Source organism: Streptomyces himastatinicus ATCC 53653, assembly GCF_000158915.1.
Taxonomy (GTDB): Bacteria; Actinomycetota; Actinomycetes; order Streptomycetales; family Streptomycetaceae; genus Streptomyces; species Streptomyces himastatinicus.
Genome location: NZ_GG657754.1, coordinates 8,715,097 through 8,732,416, shown reverse-complemented (window position 1 = coordinate 8,732,416; position 17,320 = coordinate 8,715,097). Strand labels below are relative to the sequence as shown.

The 17,320-nt window shown below is 69.9% G+C and carries 13 protein-coding genes; 8 read left to right on the top strand and 5 right to left on the bottom strand.

Annotated features, from left to right (window positions below):
* Positions 1–87 precede the first annotated feature (87 nt).
* Positions 88–1,149 (bottom strand): LLM class F420-dependent oxidoreductase, encoded by a 1,062-nt coding sequence (locus SSOG_RS37290; protein WP_009719463.1) that lies wholly within the window; start codon positions 1,147–1,149, stop codon positions 88–90.
* 187 nt (positions 1,150–1,336) lie between these two features.
* Here SSOG_RS37290 and SSOG_RS37285 point away from each other — a divergent pair, with 187 nt between their 5' ends.
* The 8 genes from SSOG_RS37285 to SSOG_RS37250 all read left to right on the top strand — a co-directional run bounded on the left by SSOG_RS37285 (position 1,337) and on the right by SSOG_RS37250 (position 10,520).
* On the top strand, positions 1,337–1,993 hold the full coding sequence (locus tag SSOG_RS37285) for a TetR/AcrR family transcriptional regulator (RefSeq protein WP_009719462.1): 657 nt from the start codon (positions 1,337–1,339) through the stop codon (positions 1,991–1,993).
* 213 nt (positions 1,994–2,206) lie between these two features.
* Positions 2,207–2,971, top strand: coding sequence for an SDR family NAD(P)-dependent oxidoreductase (locus tag SSOG_RS37280; RefSeq protein ID WP_009719461.1), 765 nt, complete (start codon positions 2,207–2,209; stop codon positions 2,969–2,971).
* A gap of 69 nt (positions 2,972–3,040) precedes the next feature.
* On the top strand, positions 3,041–3,805 hold the full coding sequence (locus SSOG_RS37275) for a crotonase/enoyl-CoA hydratase family protein (protein WP_009719460.1): 765 nt from the start codon (positions 3,041–3,043) through the stop codon (positions 3,803–3,805).
* Between the two features lie 7 nt (positions 3,806–3,812).
* Positions 3,813–5,003: a CaiB/BaiF CoA transferase family protein gene (locus tag SSOG_RS37270; RefSeq protein WP_009719459.1), complete on the top strand. Its 1,191-nt coding sequence runs from the start codon at positions 3,813–3,815 to the stop codon at positions 5,001–5,003.
* A 64-nt stretch (positions 5,004–5,067) separates the two neighbouring features.
* Entirely contained in the window at positions 5,068–6,840 is a 1,773-nt protein-coding gene (locus tag SSOG_RS37265; protein WP_009719458.1) for a class I adenylate-forming enzyme family protein, read from the top strand.
* The gene (locus SSOG_RS37260) at positions 6,833–8,002 is read left to right on the top strand and encodes a thiolase family protein (protein ID WP_009719457.1); all 1,170 of its coding nucleotides are present in this window, start codon (positions 6,833–6,835) and stop codon (positions 8,000–8,002) included. The genes SSOG_RS37265 and SSOG_RS37260 overlap by 8 nt, the downstream gene beginning before the upstream one ends.
* A 24-nt stretch (positions 8,003–8,026) precedes the next feature.
* Positions 8,027–9,172 carry an acyl-CoA dehydrogenase family protein gene (locus tag SSOG_RS37255; RefSeq protein WP_009719456.1) on the top strand — a complete coding sequence of 382 codons (1,146 nt, stop codon included), beginning with the start codon at positions 8,027–8,029 and terminating at the stop codon, positions 9,170–9,172.
* Between the two features lie 31 nt (positions 9,173–9,203).
* Entirely contained in the window at positions 9,204–10,520 is a 1,317-nt protein-coding gene (locus SSOG_RS37250) for a CaiB/BaiF CoA transferase family protein (protein WP_078510495.1), read from the top strand.
* 606 nt (positions 10,521–11,126) lie between these two features.
* On the opposite strand, the gene SSOG_RS57640 is transcribed toward SSOG_RS37250, so the two are convergent.
* The 4 genes from SSOG_RS57640 to SSOG_RS37235 all read right to left on the bottom strand — a co-directional run bounded on the left by SSOG_RS57640 (position 11,127) and on the right by SSOG_RS37235 (position 16,876).
* The gene (locus SSOG_RS57640) at positions 11,127–12,092 is read right to left on the bottom strand and encodes a carboxylesterase family protein (protein WP_281048147.1); all 966 of its coding nucleotides are present in this window, start codon (positions 12,090–12,092) and stop codon (positions 11,127–11,129) included.
* Between the two features lie 25 nt (positions 12,093–12,117).
* Entirely contained in the window at positions 12,118–12,735 is a 618-nt protein-coding gene (locus SSOG_RS57635) for a carboxylesterase family protein (protein WP_281048146.1), read from the bottom strand.
* Between the two features lie 130 nt (positions 12,736–12,865).
* Positions 12,866–15,280 carry a beta-glucosidase family protein gene (locus tag SSOG_RS37240; RefSeq protein ID WP_245606458.1) on the bottom strand — a complete coding sequence of 805 codons (2,415 nt, stop codon included), beginning with the start codon at positions 15,278–15,280 and terminating at the stop codon, positions 12,866–12,868.
* A 201-nt stretch (positions 15,281–15,481) separates the two neighbouring features.
* Positions 15,482–16,876, bottom strand: a complete 1,395-nt coding sequence (locus SSOG_RS37235; RefSeq protein WP_039939600.1) for a prolyl oligopeptidase family serine peptidase — start codon at positions 16,874–16,876, stop codon at positions 15,482–15,484.
* Positions 16,877–17,320 lie beyond the last annotated feature (444 nt).

The window sequence follows — 17,320 nt, the reverse complement described above, 5'->3', positions numbered from 1 at the left end:
CTCCATCCGCACCCTGGTACTGCGCCTGGCAAAGGAGAACCCGGTGGGACCGGGACGGAAAGTTCCCCGACCTGTTCGATGCCGTCCTCAAGGACGCGGGGACCCTGCGCGAGCCAGCATGGCGCGCAGTCGTTCGACGGCGTGGAGACGTTCCGCGTGGGTGTCGGCCAGCGGCCTCACGCACAGTGTCGTCACTCCGGCGGCAGCGAACGCATCGAGCTGTCCGGCGACCTCTTCCTTCGTTCCCACGAGGGAGATGGCCCTCAACAGGTCTTCGGGGACGGCGGCCTCGGCTTCCTTCTTCTTTCCCGCCAGATACAGGTCCTGGACGAGTGCCGCTTCCCGCTCGTATCCGTACCGGCCGGCAAGCTGGGCGTAGAAGTTCTTGTCCCTGGCTCCCATCCCCCCGATGTAGAGGGCCAGCTGAGGCCGAGCGCGGTCCAGCAGGTGTGCCACGTCGTCGCCGATGGCCAAAGGCGCGGTCACCGTGATGTCGAGCGAACCCAGTGCCGGATCACGCCGGGCCTGCCCCGCAGCCAGCGCCGCTCCCCACACGTCGGCCGCTTTCCCGGGGTGGAAGAACACTGGCAGCCAGCCCTCGGCGAGTTCGGCGGTCAGCTCGACATTCTTCGGTCCGATCGCGGCCAGGACGATGGGAATGCGGGAGCGGACCGGCCGATCGATGATTTTCAGGGGTTTACCGCGCCCGGTGCCCCGCCCGGCAGGAAGTGGCAGCGGGTACTTCGGGCCCGGATGCACCACTTCTTCCCGCCGCCACACCCGGCGGCAGATCTCCACCACCTCGCGTGTGCGGCCGAGCGGCGCGTCATACGGCACCCCGTGGAACCCCTCGATCACCTGTGGTCCCGACGCTCCGAGCCCCAGCGTGAACCGGCCGCCCGAGAGGTGGTCCAGCCCGGCGGCGGTCATCGCCAGCAGTGACGGCGTACGGGTGAAGACCGGGAGGATCCCGGAGGCGATCTCCAGGCGTTCGGTCCGGGCTGCCAGATATCCCAACTTGCTGACGGCGTCGAACGAGTAGGCCTCCGGCACGAAGGCGACCTCGACACCTGCCACCTCGAAGTCGGGCATCGCACGGACGGACTCGATGAAGTCGTCGCCGTAACCCAGTGTCATGCCGATACGCATGCGCATGGCTCTCACCCTCAGATCGCCTCCGATTTTATCGAACGCTCGTTTAGCTACCGTAGCGCCGCTCGCCTCCGGGCGGAACCGGCGACGCTCGATCCCGCCGAGCCCAATTCGCGCGAGGCCCCGGCTCCGGACGGCATGGCGGACTTTGCCGATCGTTCGTTCGTTCTGCAAGGCTGGGACCATGGATGCGACGAGCGGCAAAGCCGCGGGCAAGACCGTCAAGGCGGCGGACAGCGGGCCCCCCGGTCCCCGGGGAAACGGCCGGAACGCCATCATGAACGCCGCACGAGACGTCTTCGCGGAGCGCGGCTACTTCGGCGCCTCCATCCGTGACATCGCCAAGCGGGCCGACATGAGCCTGTCCGCCCTGTATTACTACTACTCGGGCAAGGCGGAGCTCTTCCACGCCTTGATCGAGGACTCGCTCCACGACTACTTCCGTCACTGCGAGAAGGAACTGGCCCAGGCCGGTGACGACCCCGCCGCGCGGCTGGCCGCCCTGGTCAGGGTGACGGTCGACTACCGGGTCCGGCGGCGGGTCGAGAGCCTGCTGACCCTCCAGGAACTCCGTTACCTCGAACCCGAGTACCGCAATCCCATCATCGAGCGGCGGCACGCCGTCTCGGGACTCTTCCAGAAGGCCATCGACGACGGCATGGCCGGCGGAGTCTTCCGGACCCCGCACCCGGACGACGCCCGCCGGGCGGTCATGGCCATGTGCAACGCCGTCGCCCAGTGGTACGACCCGTCCGGCGATCTCGGGACGACCGAGCTGTGCGACCGGTACGTACGTCTGGCGTTCGCACTGGTCGGGCACGACGAGGCGGCGGCTCGGTAGCTCGTCCCGCTTTTCGTCGCGGTCATTGACAGTGGTGTGCCGGCGGCCTAATTTAACGATCGTTCGACAAGTTCCCGCGTTCTCTCCATCGGCCACAGGTCCCGGCCGCAACGGCCCGGGGCCCGTTGGCCCGGCGTGCGACGGCGGTCGCCGAGCCTTCGCGGCGCAGGCGGCGGCAGATATCCGACACCGGCTCGACCGACTGGAGCGTCCATGCAGACCAGCGGAATATCCGCGGTGGTGACCGGCGGCGCGTCGGGGCTCGGCCTGGCGACGGCACGGCGGCTACTCAAGGCCGGCGCCCGCGTCACCATCGCTGACCTGCCCTCCTCGGACGCCGACCGAGCCGTCCGCGGCCTCGGCCCCGAGGCCGTCTTCGTCCCCGCTGACGTGACGAGCGCCGAGGACATGACCGCCGTCCTCAACACCGCCGAGCGGACGGGAGCGCTCCGCGCGGTCGTCCACTGCGCTGGCCGCGGCGGTCCGCTCCGCGTGGTCAACAAGGACGGCACCCCGGGCGATCTCGGCCATTTCCGCGCCGTGGTCGACGTCAACCTGATCGGCACCTTCAACGTGCTCCGGCTCGCCGCCGCCCGCATGGCCGGCAACGAACCACTCGACGGCGACCGGGGGGTGGTTGTCATGACAGCGTCGGTCGCGGCGTTCGAGGGTCAGATCGGACAGGCTCCGTACGCGGCGTCGAAAGCCGGAGTGGTCGGCCTCACTGTGTGTGCGGCCCGAGATCTGGCGAGCAAGAGCGTCCGGGTCGTTACCATCGCGCCCGGCTTGTTCGACACACCGATGCTCGGCAGAAGGCCGAAGGAGAAGCTCGACGCGCTCGCTGCCGCGGTGCCGCACCCGCCGCGCCTCGGCGCGGCGGACGAGTACGCGCAACTCGCCCTGCACATCATCGAAAACCCGATGCTCAACGGAGAAACCATCCGCCTCGACGGCGCGATCCGCCTGGCCCCACGCTGAAGGCCGGCGCTCAACCGCTCCTGCCCAACCGCCACCACCGCTTGGCCACCGAGCCGTAAAGGAGCTGCCGTGGCAGACGAAGTACTGGTCGAGTACGGCGACGGCGTCGCCGTCATCACCATCAACCGACCCGAGTCCCGCAACGCGGTCAACCGCGCGGTTGCCGAGGCGATCGCATCCGCGCTGGACGAGCTGGACGAGCGTGACGACCTCGCGGTCGGCATCATCACCGGCGCAGGCGGCACTTTCTGTGCGGGCATGGATCTCAAGGCGTTCCTGCGGGACGAGCGCCCCCACGTGCCGGGGCGCGGTTTCGCCGGGTTCACCGAGGCCCCGCCGCGCAAGCCGCTGATCGCCGCCGTCGAGGGCTACGCCGTGGCGGGCGGATGCGAGATCGCACTCGCGAGTGATCTGGTCGTCGCCGCCGAGGATGCCAAGTTCGGGCTGCCCGAGGTCAAACGCGGTCTGGTGGCGGTGGCCGGAGGGCTGCTGCGGCTGCCGGGCCGTATCCCGTACCAGATCGCGATGGAACTCGCCCTCACCGGTGACCTCCTCACCGCGGAGCGGGCGTACCACTACGGGCTGGTCAACCGGCTCACCCCGCCCGGCGGCGCGGTCAAGGAGGCGAGGCTGCTGGCCTCCGCCATCGCCGCCAACGGTCCGCTCGCCGTACGGGCCACCAAACGTGTCCTCGTCGAGTCCCCCGGCTGGCCGCGCGACGAGATGTTCGACCGTCAGCGGCCGATCACCACACTGGTGTTCAACTCGCATGACGCCCGGGAAGGTGCGTCGGCCTTCGCCGAGAAGCGCGCTCCCATCTGGCGGGGACGGTGAGCGGCCGGTGAACGACGAACAGGACCGGGGACGTGCGAACGGCGTCGCCACCGAGGCGGCCACGGGGCCACTCGCCGGGCTGCGCGTCGTCGAGCTCGGGGGCATCGGGCCGGGGCCGTTCTGTGCGATGCTCCTGGCCGACGCCGGTGCGGACGTGATCCGTGTCGAGCGCCCGTCGGACGTGGGGGGCAGCCCCGATCCCGTCCTGCACCGGGGCCGGCGCTCGGCCGCCATCGACCTCAAGCACCCGGAAGGCGTCGGCGCCGTCCTGGACCTGGTGGCGGATGCCGATGTCCTCCTGGAGGGCTTCCGGCCGGGGGTGGCCGAACGGCTCGGCGTGGGCCCCGGGCCGTGCCTCGCCCGCAACCCGCGCCTGGTCTACGGGCGGATGACGGGATTCGGACAGGAGGGGCCGCTCGCGCCGCGGGCCGGGCACGACATCAACTACATCGCCCTGTCGGGGGCCCTGGGGACCATCGGACCGGCCGACGGTCCACCGATCCTGCCGCTCAACCTGCTCGGTGACTTCGGCGGCGGTGGCGCACTGCTCGCCTTCGGTGTGCTGTGCGTGGTCCTGCAGGCACGCGCCACCGGGAAAGGCCAGGTCGTGGACGCCGCCATGGTGGACGGATCGGCCCAGCTGCTGGCCATGATCTACAGCCGTCTGCACCAGGGGCGGTGGACCGACGGCCGGGGCGTCAACTACCTGGACGGCACAGCGCCGTTCTACGGCGTCTACCGCTGCCGCGACGGCCAGTACGTCGCGGTCGGCGCGATCGAGGCGCCCTTCTTCGCCGCACTCCTGGAGCGGCTGGGCCTGGTCGCGGATGCCGACTTCGCCCACCAGTGGGACCGTTCCCGCTGGCCGGTCATGCGGCGGCGCCTGGCGCAGGTCTTCGCCACCCGGACCCGCGATGACTGGGCGGCCGTTTTCGCCGACGCCGACGCGTGCGTCACCCCCGTGTTGTCCCTGCGGGAGGCACCGCGCCATCCCCACAACGCTGCACGCGGCACCTTCCTCACCGACGACACGGGGGTCCTCCAGCCCGCCCCGGCGCCCCGGTTCGGCTCCTCCACCCCTCGCCGGCACGCCCGGCCCGCTCCCCTGCCGGGCGAGCACACGGCGCAAGTCCTCGCCGAGACGGGCCGTAACCCCGAGCAGATCAAGCAGCTTTTCGACGCGGAGGTCGCGCGATGACCCGGCACACCGTGCGAAAGCCCTGCACGGCCGGCCGCGGGCCGGCCAGGGAAGAGGGCGGCACATGACCGACTATTGGCCCGCGGGACTGCCTCGCCACCTCGACTACCCCGATGTCCCGCTCGGCGCGGTGCTCGCCGGCTCGGCCCGCCGCTACGGCGACCGGGCGGCCTTGCGCGACGGCGACCAGGTTCTCACCTTCACCGGCCTGTACGAACAGGCTGCCGCGTTCGCCGGCGGCCTCAGGGCGCACGGCATACGGCAGGGCGACGTGGTCGCCCTGCACCTGCCGAACACCCTGTGGTTCGCCGTCGCCTACTACGGCATCGCGCTCGCCGGCGCGACAGCCTGCCCGGCCAACCCCGCCCAGCCGGCCAAGGCCCTGCGCGCCCAGCTGGCCGACTGCTCCGCGGCGGCCGTGGTGACCCATCCGCAGCCGGCGCCGGTGCTGGCCGAGGCGATCGGCGGGCTGCCGGTCCGGCTTGTCGTCATCGTGCCGCCCAGTGAGTCGGCCCCGGCCGACAGGCCGGATGACTGCACGAAGCTCTTCGGGGAGGCGGGCACCGCCCTGGAGTCCCTCGTCGCGGGCCAGAGCACCCACCCGCCAGAGGTTCTGGTCCCCACCGACTCCGTCGCCCAGTACGGGTACACCGGCGGAACCACCGGAGCCCCCAAAGGGGTGCGCATACTGCACCGCAACATCGTCGGCAACACGATCCAGGTCGCCTGCTGGCGCGCCGGGGCGCTCCCCGGGCTCGACAGCGACGGCGGTGTGGTGCTGCACCCCTTGGGAACCTCCGGAGACAGCGCTCTGCCCCTGGGCAGCTGTACGGCGCTGTGCGTCTCGCCGTTGTTCCACGCCCTTGGCCTGATCAGCCTCAACTTCTTCCTCCTGTGCGGCGCCACCACCATCCTGAACGGCCGTTTCGATGCGGAGTCGTACCTGGAGCAGGTCGAACGGCACCGGATCACGTACATCCCAGGCGCCCCGGCGCTCTGGCACGCCCTGCTGGCGACACCGGGAATCCGCACGCGAAACCTCAGCTCGGTCAAGGCCGTGGTGTCGGGCGGTGCCCCCATGGACGCGTACGCGCTGGAGAAGCTGACCGAGGTCTTCCCCAACGCCGCCGTCATCGAGGGTTACGGCCTGACGGAGGCGACGGCAACCGTGTCCAGCGGCCCGATCGCGAAGGCCGGACTGCACAAGCCGGGCAGCCAGGGAGTCCCCCTGTTCGACACCCAGCTGGAGATCCGGGATCCGCTGCGTCCCGGCCGGAAGGTGCCGCGGGGCGAGCGCGGCGAGATCTGGGCGCGGGGCCCTCAGGTGGCCGCGGGTTACCTCGGCCGCCCGGACGAGACAGCCGCGCAGTTCGTCGACGGCTGGTTGTGCACCGGCGACATCGGCCACCTCGACGAGGACGGCTTCCTGTACGTCTCCGGCAGGTCGAAGGACATGCTCATCTACAAGGGCTACAACGTGTACCCGCGCGAGCTGGAGGACATCCTCGGCGGGCACCCGGCAGTGCTCCAGGCGTCGGTCGTCGGGAAGGAGGTGCCTGCCGTCGGCGAGATCCCCGTCGCCTTCGTGGTCCCCGCCTCCGAGCGGGGCACGAGTGCCGAGGAGCTGATGGAGTACGTCGCGGAGCGCGTGACGCCGTACAAGCGAATCAGAGAGATCCGGTTCGTCGCCGCACTCCCCCTGTCCCCGGCGGGAAAGGTGCTGAAGTCCGAGCTCCGCCGCCTGGCCCGGACAACTGGCGACCCGGGCGCATCTCCTTCGGGCACACAGGAAACCGGCGCGCCGGATGCGGCGGGAGAGCAGGTCCGGCATGCGTGACGCGGTGATCGTGGACGCCGTCCGTACCCCCATGGGCAAGCGGAACGGCTCGCTCAGCGACGTGCACCCGGTGGACCTGTCCGCCGTGGTGCTGCGCGCCCTGGCGACACGCAACGACCTGGACCCGGCGGCGGTCGAGGACGTGCTGTGGGGCTGTGTCTCACAGACCGGCGAACAGGGCGGCTGCGTCGGCCGCTTCGCCGTCCTGGCCGCCGGATGGCCGCAGGAGGTGCCGGGCGTCACCATCGACCGGCAGTGCGGATCCTCGCAGCAGGCGGCGCAGTTCGCCGCCGCGGGAGTGATGAGCGGCCAGTACGACGTCGTGGTCGCGGGCGGTGTGGAGTCGATGAGCCGCGTTCCGCTGGGATCGGGCCGCGAGCGGGGCCCCGGCGAGCCCTTCGGTCCGGCAGTACGGGCCCGGTACGGCCTGTCGCGGTTCAGCCAGGGACTGGGCGCGGAGGAACTCGCGCGGCGCTGGCGGCTGAGCCGGGAGCGGCTCGACGAGTACAGCCTCCGGTCTCATGCCAACGCGGCGGCCGCCGTCGACGAGGGACGGTTCACAGCCCAGATCGTGCCGGTGAACGTGGCCGGTGCCGACGGCACCGTATGTACCGTCGACACCGACGAGGGAGTACGGCGCGGCGGCACGCCCGCCACGATGGCGGGTCTCAGGCCCGCGTTCACCGACGACGGCGTGATCACGGCCGGCAATTCCTCACAGATATCGGACGGCGCGTCGGCCCTGCTGATCATGAGCGGTGACAAGGCTCGAGAACTCGGACTCCGCCCGATCGCCCGCTTCCACTCCTTCGCCGTCGTCGGAGTCGACCCCGTGACGATGCTGACCGGCCCCATCCCGGCCACCGAAAAGGTACTGGGGCGCGCCGGGCTGCGCCTCGAGGACATCGGGGTCTTCGAGATCAACGAGGCGTTCGCCAGCGTGACCTGCGCGTGGCTCGACGAGACCGGTGCCGACCCGGACCGGCTCAATCCCGACGGCGGCGCGATCGCACTCGGTCACCCCCTGGGAGCTTCCGGCGCCCGGCTGACCACCACCCTGGTCCACCACATGCGAGCAGGCGGCATCCGCTACGGCCTGCAGTCGATGTGCGAGGGCGGTGGCATGGCCAACGCCACCGTCCTCGAACTCCTTTCCCGCTGAGCCGTCAAGGAGCCCCAAGAGGCCATGGAACCAGACGAGTTCGACGCTGTCGTAGCGGCGGTGCGCGCCTTCGTGCGCGAGCAGGTCGTCCCGCGCGAGAACGAGATCGAGGAGAAGGATGAGATCCCGGCGGACCTCCGTGACAAGGCCGCCGCCATGGGCCTGTTCGGCTACGCGTTGCCCCAAGAGTACGGGGGGCTGGGCCTCTCCATGACGCAGGACGTACGCCTCTCCCTGGAAATCGGCTACACCACACCCTCGTTCCGGTCGATGTTCAGCATCAACAACGGGGTGGCCGGCCAGCTCCTGGCGGGTACCGGAACCGAGGAGCAGAAGCGGCGCTATCTGCCGCGCATGGCCAGCGGGGAACTGATCGCGGCGTTCACGCTCACGGAGGCGGAGGCCGGATCCGACCCCAGCGGAATCAGAACCCGCGCCGTACGCGACGGGGACGTCTACGTCCTCAACGGCAGCAAGCGGTTCATCACCAATGCGCCGCTCGCCGGTGTCTTCATCGTGTTCGCCCGCACCGGGCCGCAGAGCACGGGCCCCGGAGGCATCTCCGTATTCGCCGTGGACGCGGACACCCCGGGCGTCACCGTGGGTCCCCCGGACCACAAGATGGGACAGTCGGGGGCCCTGAGCGCCGAGGTCTTCTTCGACGATGTACGCGTTCCCGCCAGTGCCCTGGTCGGTGAGCGCGAGGAAGAGGGCTTCCACGTCGCCATGCGGTCGCTGGCGAGGGGACGTCTGAGCGTCGCGGCGATGTGCGTCGGGCTGGCCCGCCGCATGCTGGACGAAAGTGTCGCGCACGCCTCGGTCTCCCGGCAGGGCGGGCGTCCCATCGGTGAGTATCAGCTCGTCCAGGCCATGCTCGCCGAGTCGCACGCCGAGCTGTACGCGGCCCGCGCCATGGTGCTGGAGGCGGCCCGAGCCTATGACTCGGGCGAGGACCGCAGGCTGGCGCCGTCCTCCGCGAAGCTGTTCTGCAGCGAAATGGCGGGCCGGGTGGCCGACCGGGCCGTCCAGATACACGGCGGCATGGGATATATGCGCCATGTACCCGTCGAGCGTTTCTACCGGGACGTGCGGCTGTTCCGCATCTACGAGGGGACGAGCGAGATCCAAAAGCTGATCATCGGCAGGCAGTTGCTGCGGGAGCACAGGTGAACGACACCGCAACAAGGGTGGTGAAGTAACCATGGTGACGCACGGCTTTCCGCACCGGATCCCGGCAGATGAGGGGACGAACGTGGCGCCCACCGAACCGGCGAAGCCCTCCGGACCAGCATCCGCCGGCCGTGACGCCGCCCCGCCGGCCGGACCGCTGGCGGGAATCACGGTCGTGTCCCTGGAACAGGCGGTCGCGGCTCCCATCTGCACACGCACCCTCGGCGACTTCGGGGCTCGAGTCATCAAGGTGGAGCACCCGGAAGGCGGTGACTTCGCCCGGTCCATCGACGATGTGGTGGGCGGCTTGGCAGCGCACTTCGTGTGGGTCAACCGGGGCAAGGAGTCGGTGACGCTGAATCTCAAGGAACCGGCCGGCATGGCGGTGCTCCACCGGCTGCTCGACCGCGCCGACGTGATGGTCTCCAACCTTGCGCCGGGGGCCACATCGAAGCTCGGCATCGCACCCGCCGACCTGGCGGTCAGCCACCCCGGACTCCTCACGGTCGAGATCGACGGATACGGGCCAGGCGGTCCGCTGTCCGGCAAGCGTGCCTACGATCTCCTCGCCCAGGCGGAGTCCGGAGCATGCGCGATCACTGGCCTTCCCGGGGCACCTGCCAAGCCTGGCCCGCCGATGGCCGACGTATGCACCGGCCTGTATGCCGCGTTGTCGATCCTGGCGCTGCTCTGCGGCAACGAGCGTCGCCACAGTGGTGGCCACACCGCGGTCGCGGTGAGTCTGTTCGACACCATGACCGAGCTGATGGGGTATTCGCTGATCCACGCTCAGCACACGGGTGAGGATCAGCAACCGGCCGGCATGGGCTCGCCCGCGGTGGCCCCGTACGGCGCGTACCCCACGGCCGACGGCCAGACCGTCGTGCTCGGCACAACGAACGACCGCGAATGGCAGCGATTCGCACGCGACCTTCTCGGCCGGCCCGACCTCGCCGACGACGAACGCTTCCTGACCAACTCCGGCCGGACCCAGCACCGTGCGTTCCTGGACACGCAGATCGGCCAGTGGGCCGCACGCCATGACCTGGCGCAGGCGCAACGCAGCGCCGACGCCGCCGGAATCGGGAACGCCCGGTTCAACAAGCCGAGCGACGTCATAGCCCACCCGCATCTGACCGCCCGCGACCGGTGGCGACGGATCGACACACCTCACGGTCCCGTACCCGCCCTGCTCCCGCCCCCGGTCATCTCCGGCTACGACCCGCCGATGGGCGCAATCCCCGCGCTCGGGCAGCACACCGAATCCGTACTCATCGAACTCGGCATCCGCGAGGACGAGATCAGCGCGCTGCGCGCACAAGGCGCCGTGGCCCCCGCCCATCGCTGATGCCCTGGTTGGCTGCGCCAGTGCTGGTTCGTACCTGAAGGATGTCAATATTCCGATCAGGCTGCTGAGCTGGGTAGGTCCAGTTGCGGTGGGGCCGTCCCGCGGTGCAGTGCTGGGCATACGTGGTGAGGACGGTGCGCAGATGTCCTTCGCCGGTGATGAGGGGCCGGTCGGTGCACTCGGTGCGGGCTGTGCGTGCGGGTGCCGGAAACGGTGTCACCCTATATGGCAGTCACCCCCACGACACTGCTGGCCTGGCACCGGCAACTCCTGGCGCGGACGACGGCCCGTCCTCGGCGGACTGATCAACGAGTACCGCCAGGCTGCCTGAGCAAAAGACGTCGCCGTGCTCACAGCACCGAGTCGTATTCCCGAGCGGCACAGGCGTCGTGGAAGGCGACCCAGCTCGCCGGCGCGGCCGATGAAGGGAATCCGCGCCTGACGAGTGTCGGGTTTGTCCTACGCCGATCGCAGGTTTTCACCCGTCAGGCGCCTTTCGCGTTCGCCTGCCTCGTACGGGATCCGACATCGACCCGAGACAGTGGGGGTGAGCAGGGTCGGGGACTGGCGCGGTGGCTGATGCTCCGATTCCAGTCCCCGGCCTACTCAGGAGTGCTGTGTGCCCGGCATCGTGTCCCAGAACGCGCACTGGTGTTCCGTCGAGTACCGGTCGTCGTCGATCAGGGCACTCCTGCCCCCCGCCCGCAGCGACAGCATCAGACCCTTGCCCCTGTGATAGCCGGGCCAGACCGTCTGGCGGGCGACGGCCGGCCGGCCGGTCTTCGTGAAGGCGCCCCAGTACCGCGTCATCTCGCGGGCGAGTCGGCGCTCGTCGGCGTTGAACAGCGGGGCGATGGGTGTGCCGTTGTTGAAGCTGGGCCAGATGTAGGCGAGTTCCGCGGCGTGGCCGGCCCCCCAGACGTAGCCGGGGATCTGCGTCAGGCCAGGGCCGGTCCGGTGGTCGAACTCGTACGCATAGGTGGGGGTGTACCGCTCAAGGGTCCGGGCGAGCGAGCGGAGCCCGCACCCGCCGATCCCCGCGACACTCCCCGAGTCGGTCATGATCCCGCCGATGAGGTACGCCGCGGTGTACCGGTCGGACGTATCGGGCCAGGGATAACGGGCGAGGACCTCGTCGGCGCGGGCGCCGGCGAGGTTCTGGACGTAGGCGAGGTAGGCCTCCTTGCCCGCGCCTATGTAGCCCGAGGCGAAGGTGCGGCCCTCGTCACGGTTGGCACCGACGACCACGGGCACGCGGGTGAATCCCCCGCGGTCCAGCGCCTCGTGTAGTCCGGTCGGGAACGTCGGAGTTCCGTCCACGAAGCCGGCCGAGAAGGTCCGGCTCGCGTCGAGGAGCGTACCCGCCGAAGCCGACCGCAGGCAGCCGAGGACGGCCGCCTGAGCCGTGCCGTCGCAGCCCGCCTGCCGGGCGAACGCCGTCCCGGCGGCCTCCGCCCGGGCCTGCGGCCCGCTGCGGCAGGAGCCGCTCTGGATCATGGCGCGGGGCGAACAGCCCGCGCGAGCCTGGCGACAACACAAAATAAACGCAGTCGGACAGCCGCCAACGGACACAAAGTGGATGGTGACCTCGCCGGGGTTACCGCCGAAGGCGGGCTATGTTGCGCTGCACCCAGCGCAGCGCGGCCTGCTGGTCCATGAACCCGTAGTTGCCGGACTCGCCGCCCTCCTCGGTGAGGGCGGGCAGGCCGAGGAAGCCGAAGGCGCCGAGTCGGTAGTTGAGCGAGACGCCGATGACACCCGTCTCCTTGACGAGCTTCGACTCGTCGTTCTGCGAGCCGCTGCCGTTGGTCAGGCCACCGCCGTGGATGAAGACGTGCACCGGAAGACGGGCGCCGGCCCGCACGCCCGACGGCCGCCACACGTTGACGTCGAGGCAGTCCTCGGTCTCGCTGCGTGGTCCGTTGCCGCTGGGCAATACGGGGCAGGGATTGCCGAAGTCGGCCGCCTCCCGGACGCCGGTCCACCGCGCCGCGGGCCGCGGCGGCTTCCAGCGCAGGGAGCCGGTGGGCGCCGCCGCGTAGGGGATGCCGAGGAACCTCTCGACGCCCTTCGAGGTGGCGCCGCGCACGGCGCCCTTGTCGGTGGCCACCGCGGTCGGCGCCGTCGCGGACGCCGTCGCGGGCAGCAGCCCGACGACGGCGAGGGACATGACCAACGCGCCGCCCAGGGCAGTACGGATTCTGCTGGCAGTCATGGATGGGGACCTCTCTGGCCGGGTGCCGGCCACATGGTGCGGCCGGCACCCTTGGGGGGAAGGAGCCGGGCCGGGGCCGGCCCGGCATCGGACGCCGCTCGTCACCCGGCCGATGTCGCGAGCCGGGCGGTCAGCGGGTGACCTTGACGCCGCCGTGCAGGGGGAGCGTCCGCGACGAGGAGCCGACCCACACATCCCGGTGTCCGGTGCCGAGCTCCCAGGCGTGGGAGGAGGTGTTCCAGTACTTCAGCTGCTGTGCGTCGACCTGGATGCGTACGGTCTTCGACTGACCGGCGCGCAGATGCACCTTCTGGTAGCCGCCGAGCGAGCGCACCGCCTGGGGCGCGGTGGTCTTCGGGCTCGCACCGACGTAGACCTGGGCGACCTCGTCACCGTCGCGGGTGCCGGTGTTCTTCAGCGTGAACGAGACGGTCAACGTGCCGTGACTCTGCCGAACCGCGAGGTCGCGGTAGGCGAAGGAGGTGTACGACAGGCCATGGCCGAAGGGGAACAGCGGGGCGGCCTTCTCCTTGTCGTACCAGCGGTAGCCCACGTAGATGCCCTCGGAGTAGTTCTCCTGGTTGTTCACTCCCGGGTACCTGAGCGGGTCGCCGGCGACCGGTGTGGCGGACTCCCTCGCGGGGAACGTCTGGGTGGTCTTGCCCGACGGGTTCACGTCGCCGTAGAGCAGGCGGGCGGTGGCCTCGGCCCCGTTTTCCCCGGGGTAGTACGTGTCGAGCACCGCCTTGACCTTGGGTAGCCACGGCATGGTGATCGACGAGCCCGTGTTGAGGACGACGATCGTGTTCGGGTTGGCGTCGGCGACGGCGGAGATGAGCCCGTTCTGGTCGGCCGGCAGGGAGAGGTTCTTCCGGTCGACGCCCTCGGTACCGTCGTCGTAGGCGAAGACGATGGGGGTCTTCACCTGGCGGGCCAGGGCCACGGCCTGCTCCCGGGCGGCCTGCGCGGCCTGCGGGGTGACCCAGTTCAGCCGGATCTTGGCCGGTGCGCCCTGGATGGCTTGGGCGTTGGCCGCGAAACGGTGCGTTCCCGCCGTGAGGTGCACCGTGGCGCTGCTGGAGCCCAGGAAGCCGGTGATGACGCTCTTGCCGTCGATCTTCAGCGCGCCGTACGCGGCGGGAAGGTCGTAGACGAAGGAGTAGTCGCCGTCGGCCGGCACCGTGAGGGTGCCGCTGTAGTCCAAGGGGGCGGCCGGGGTGACGGTGATCGTGCCGTCCGAGCCGACCGGCAGGGCGGGGCTGAGGGACGTCCCGGGAATGGGGGCACCGGTGTTGTCGACGCCGGCCGCGTGGCGCACCGTGGCATTCCGGCCGGCCCGCTGCGTGATGGTGGCCAGCGGCGAGGCCGCGGAGTCCGGTACGACGTTGGAGCTGCCGCCGCCGGTGACCTTCGGTGTCTTCGCGGTCGGACCGATGAGTCCGATGTTGGTGTCCTCGCCGGTCAGCGGAAGCGCCTTGCCGGTGTTCTTCAGCAGGACCGAGCCGGACTCGGCCACCTTCTGCGCGACCTTGGCGCCGCCCTTCGGGTCGCGTGCGGGCCGCCGGCCCGCGGTGCCGTCGAGGAGACCGAATGTGTTCATCTGGCCCAGGATGCGGGCGACCGAGTCGTTGAGCTCCGAGACCGGAATGGTGCCGTTCGTTATCGCGGTCTTCAGTTTGTCGCCCAGAAAGACGCCGCTCGGCATCTCCTGATCGAGGCCGTTCACGATGTCGGTCGTCGCGTGGGCCGCGCTCCAGTCCGACATGACCCAGCCTTGGAAGCCCCACTGCTCTTTGAGGATCGAGTTGAGCAGTTCGTCGCTGCCGCAGCCGTGACTGCCGTTCACCGAGTTGTACGAGCACATCACCGCACCGGCGCCGGCCTTGACGGCGGCCTCGAAGGCGGGCAGCTCGATCTGACGCAGGGTCTGCTCGTCGACGTTGACGTTCACCCCCATGCGGTTGTCTTCCTGGTTGTTCTCCGCGTAGTGCTTGACGGTGGCCATCAGGCCCTGGCTCTGAACGCCCCCGATCTCGCCGGACACCATGCGGGAGCTGAGCAGCGGGTCCTCGCTGAAGGTCTCGAAGTTCCGCCCCGCGTACGGCACCCGGATGATGTTCGTCATCGGTGAGAGGAGGACGTCCTGGCCGAGCGCACGGCCGTCGCGTCCGATGACCTGGCCGAACGTACGGGCCAGTCGGTCGTCGAAGGACGAGGCGAGCGCGACCGGCGCCGGCATCGCGGTGGCGTGCGCGTTGACCCGTACGCCCGCCGGACCGTCGGTGAGCCGCAGTTCGGGGATGCCGAGGCGGGGAACCCCGGGGATGTATCCGGCCTGGCCGAGGGCACGGGGGTCGGTGCCTCCATGGACGAAGGACAACTTCTCGTCCAGCGACATCCGGGCGATGAGGGCAGCGACGCGGGGAGACACGCTGACGGTGCCCCGAGCGTCACCCGCGCCCACACCCGAGGCGCCAGGGGCCACGGCCGTGCCCGCGGCAAGGAGCATCGCGCTCGCTCCCGCGATCAGGGCCGTGCGGCGCAACCGGCTTTTCCTGCGACGTCGTACCGATGTCCGATTGAACTCCATGCGGACTCCTCACCAACGAAAGCACTCGACGATTTGAGTCTGAACAATTCAGGCTCTGACGGACGGAATTGAGATAGGCGAATCGGGCTGACTGCAGACGACAGCAAGCAACATTTCTCGCCGGTGGTGGACCGGGTGGCCGCCGCGTGCGGCCGGCTACCGGGACTGCCCGAAGAGCCAGTCGATGACCACGTCGTTCTCGTACGTCTGGGCCCATGCGAAGTGTGGGTTCACCGGTGTCGTTCCGGACGTATAACTCGTGAACAGGACGTGACTGCGCGCTGCCCGGGACCGCCGTAGGAGCTCCCGCGACCGGGCCTCGAATTGTGCCTTTGGCAGATCGTTGGCCCACTCTCCGCGGCTGACCGGTGCACCGGCGGCCTCGAGCGCGTTCATCAGTGTCCAGGTACCGGGGTTGCCGAACCGGCCCTCTCGGTAGGGGACGACCGGGTCGTCGACGGAGTGGTCGGCCCACATCGGAATGTGCGTGATCCTCTCCATGGCGGCCGGGTCGCCCCAGCCGGCCGTGGGCAGGGCAGCCGCGAACACCTCGGGTCGCTTCGCCAGCAGGCTGTAGATGCCACGCCCGCCTGAGGACAGGCCGACGACGTAGAGCCGGTCTGTGTCCACGTTGCGGGAGTGCTCGCTCACGAAGGTGTCAATGAGTTCGATCAGCGCGGCCTGGACCTTGGCGTCGGTCCAGTCCGTGCCGTCGGGTCCGTCCATGGGACGGGGCAGGGGGATCTGCGGAGAGAGGACGAACGCGGGGTTGCGGCGCTGTCGTTCCGGCTTGGCGAACGTGACCGCGATCCGGTTGGAAGTGAGCTGCGTCATGTTGTTGTCCGCGACTTCGCCACCGCCGTGCAGGGTGAGGACGAGCGGGTACCGCGTGCGCGTCTGAGGATTGCGTACGAATCCCTCGGGCAGGTACAGCCGGAAGTCCAGTTCGAAGCCCGAGGAGTCGGTGAAGGAACCGGCGGCGAAGTCGTCGACCACGGGAGTGAGGATCTCGTTGTTCCGGCTCGCGAACGGACCAGCCCTGAGCACCAGTTCACCTCCCGGGGTGCGCACGTCGGCGACCTGTCTGACGGAGTATGCGCGGTCGAGCGGAAGGGGATCGGTGCCGGCGGCCCGCGCGTTGGAGTCGTTCGGGTCGAGTTCGACGATCAGGCGGTCCCCCGGCCGTCCGGGATCGGATCGGTCGTCCACTTCGGCGACGGTGTTGGGGTAGACCCGGGTCACCGTGCGAGCCGCTGTCTGCTTGCCCACAGTGGCCTTCACCTGGAAGGCGGTGGGCGGGATCACCCCTCCGCGTAAGTCGATGCGATGCGAGTACTGGACAGCGACGGCTGTCACCAGCCAATTGTTCCTCGGCGTCACCCGCGTGACGAGGTCCGTTCGCAGGACCGGATTGGGTCCGGAGGCCGCCTGTCGTCCTTCGGATGTCGCTGTCGTGGTGTCGGCGGCCGCGGCGGTCGCCGTGCTCACGGCCGGCACCGTGACCGCACCTGTCGCGACGGTGAGCACCGTGCGTCTGGTGATCCCTCTCATGGGTCCTCGTCTCAGTCGGTGGGGCACCCGGACCAGGTGCCTCTGTGTGGTCCCGGCGCTTGACTCGGGACTCCCGGAAGCGGGCGGCACGTGCGGTGTCCGCGGCCGACGGAGGCTCCGCTCGGGCCCGGGACGCCGGTCACAGGGAGAAAGCGCCGGGCACCAGGGCGCCGACGGTCATGACGGGGGTGGTGGCCAAGCCCAGGTCTGCCAGCATCGCGACGCTCGCTTTCTCGGGGACGGCCCTCGGCGGCGGTGGGCGGAGCTGGGGGACAGACCGAGGTGTTACGCGAGAGTGTCGAAGCACCAACGGATCCGTGTCCAGCATCGAACCGAGATCTGTTCATGCGATAAGCGCATCAATTCAAAGAGATGCGCCCTGTACTCGTGGGCCGTGGACCACCTTGCGTCAACTGGCGGCGCACACGGCCGTCGCCCGGGCCG

Coding starts and splice junctions, on each gene's coding strand:
- SSOG_RS37290 (WP_009719463.1), bottom strand. CDS start 1,149: ATGCGTATCGGCATGACACTGGGTTACGGCGACGACTTCATCGAGTCC.
- SSOG_RS37285 (WP_009719462.1), top strand. CDS start 1,337: ATGGATGCGACGAGCGGCAAAGCCGCGGGCAAGACCGTCAAGGCGGCG.
- SSOG_RS37280 (WP_009719461.1), top strand. CDS start 2,207: ATGCAGACCAGCGGAATATCCGCGGTGGTGACCGGCGGCGCGTCGGGG.
- SSOG_RS37265 (WP_009719458.1), top strand. CDS start 5,068: ATGACCGACTATTGGCCCGCGGGACTGCCTCGCCACCTCGACTACCCC.
- SSOG_RS37260 (WP_009719457.1), top strand. CDS start 6,833: ATGCGTGACGCGGTGATCGTGGACGCCGTCCGTACCCCCATGGGCAAG.
- SSOG_RS37255 (WP_009719456.1), top strand. CDS start 8,027: ATGGAACCAGACGAGTTCGACGCTGTCGTAGCGGCGGTGCGCGCCTTC.
- SSOG_RS37250 (WP_078510495.1), top strand. CDS start 9,204: ATGGTGACGCACGGCTTTCCGCACCGGATCCCGGCAGATGAGGGGACG.
- SSOG_RS57635 (WP_281048146.1), bottom strand. CDS start 12,735: ATGACTGCCAGCAGAATCCGTACTGCCCTGGGCGGCGCGTTGGTCATG.
- SSOG_RS37235 (WP_039939600.1), bottom strand. CDS start 16,876: ATGAGAGGGATCACCAGACGCACGGTGCTCACCGTCGCGACAGGTGCG.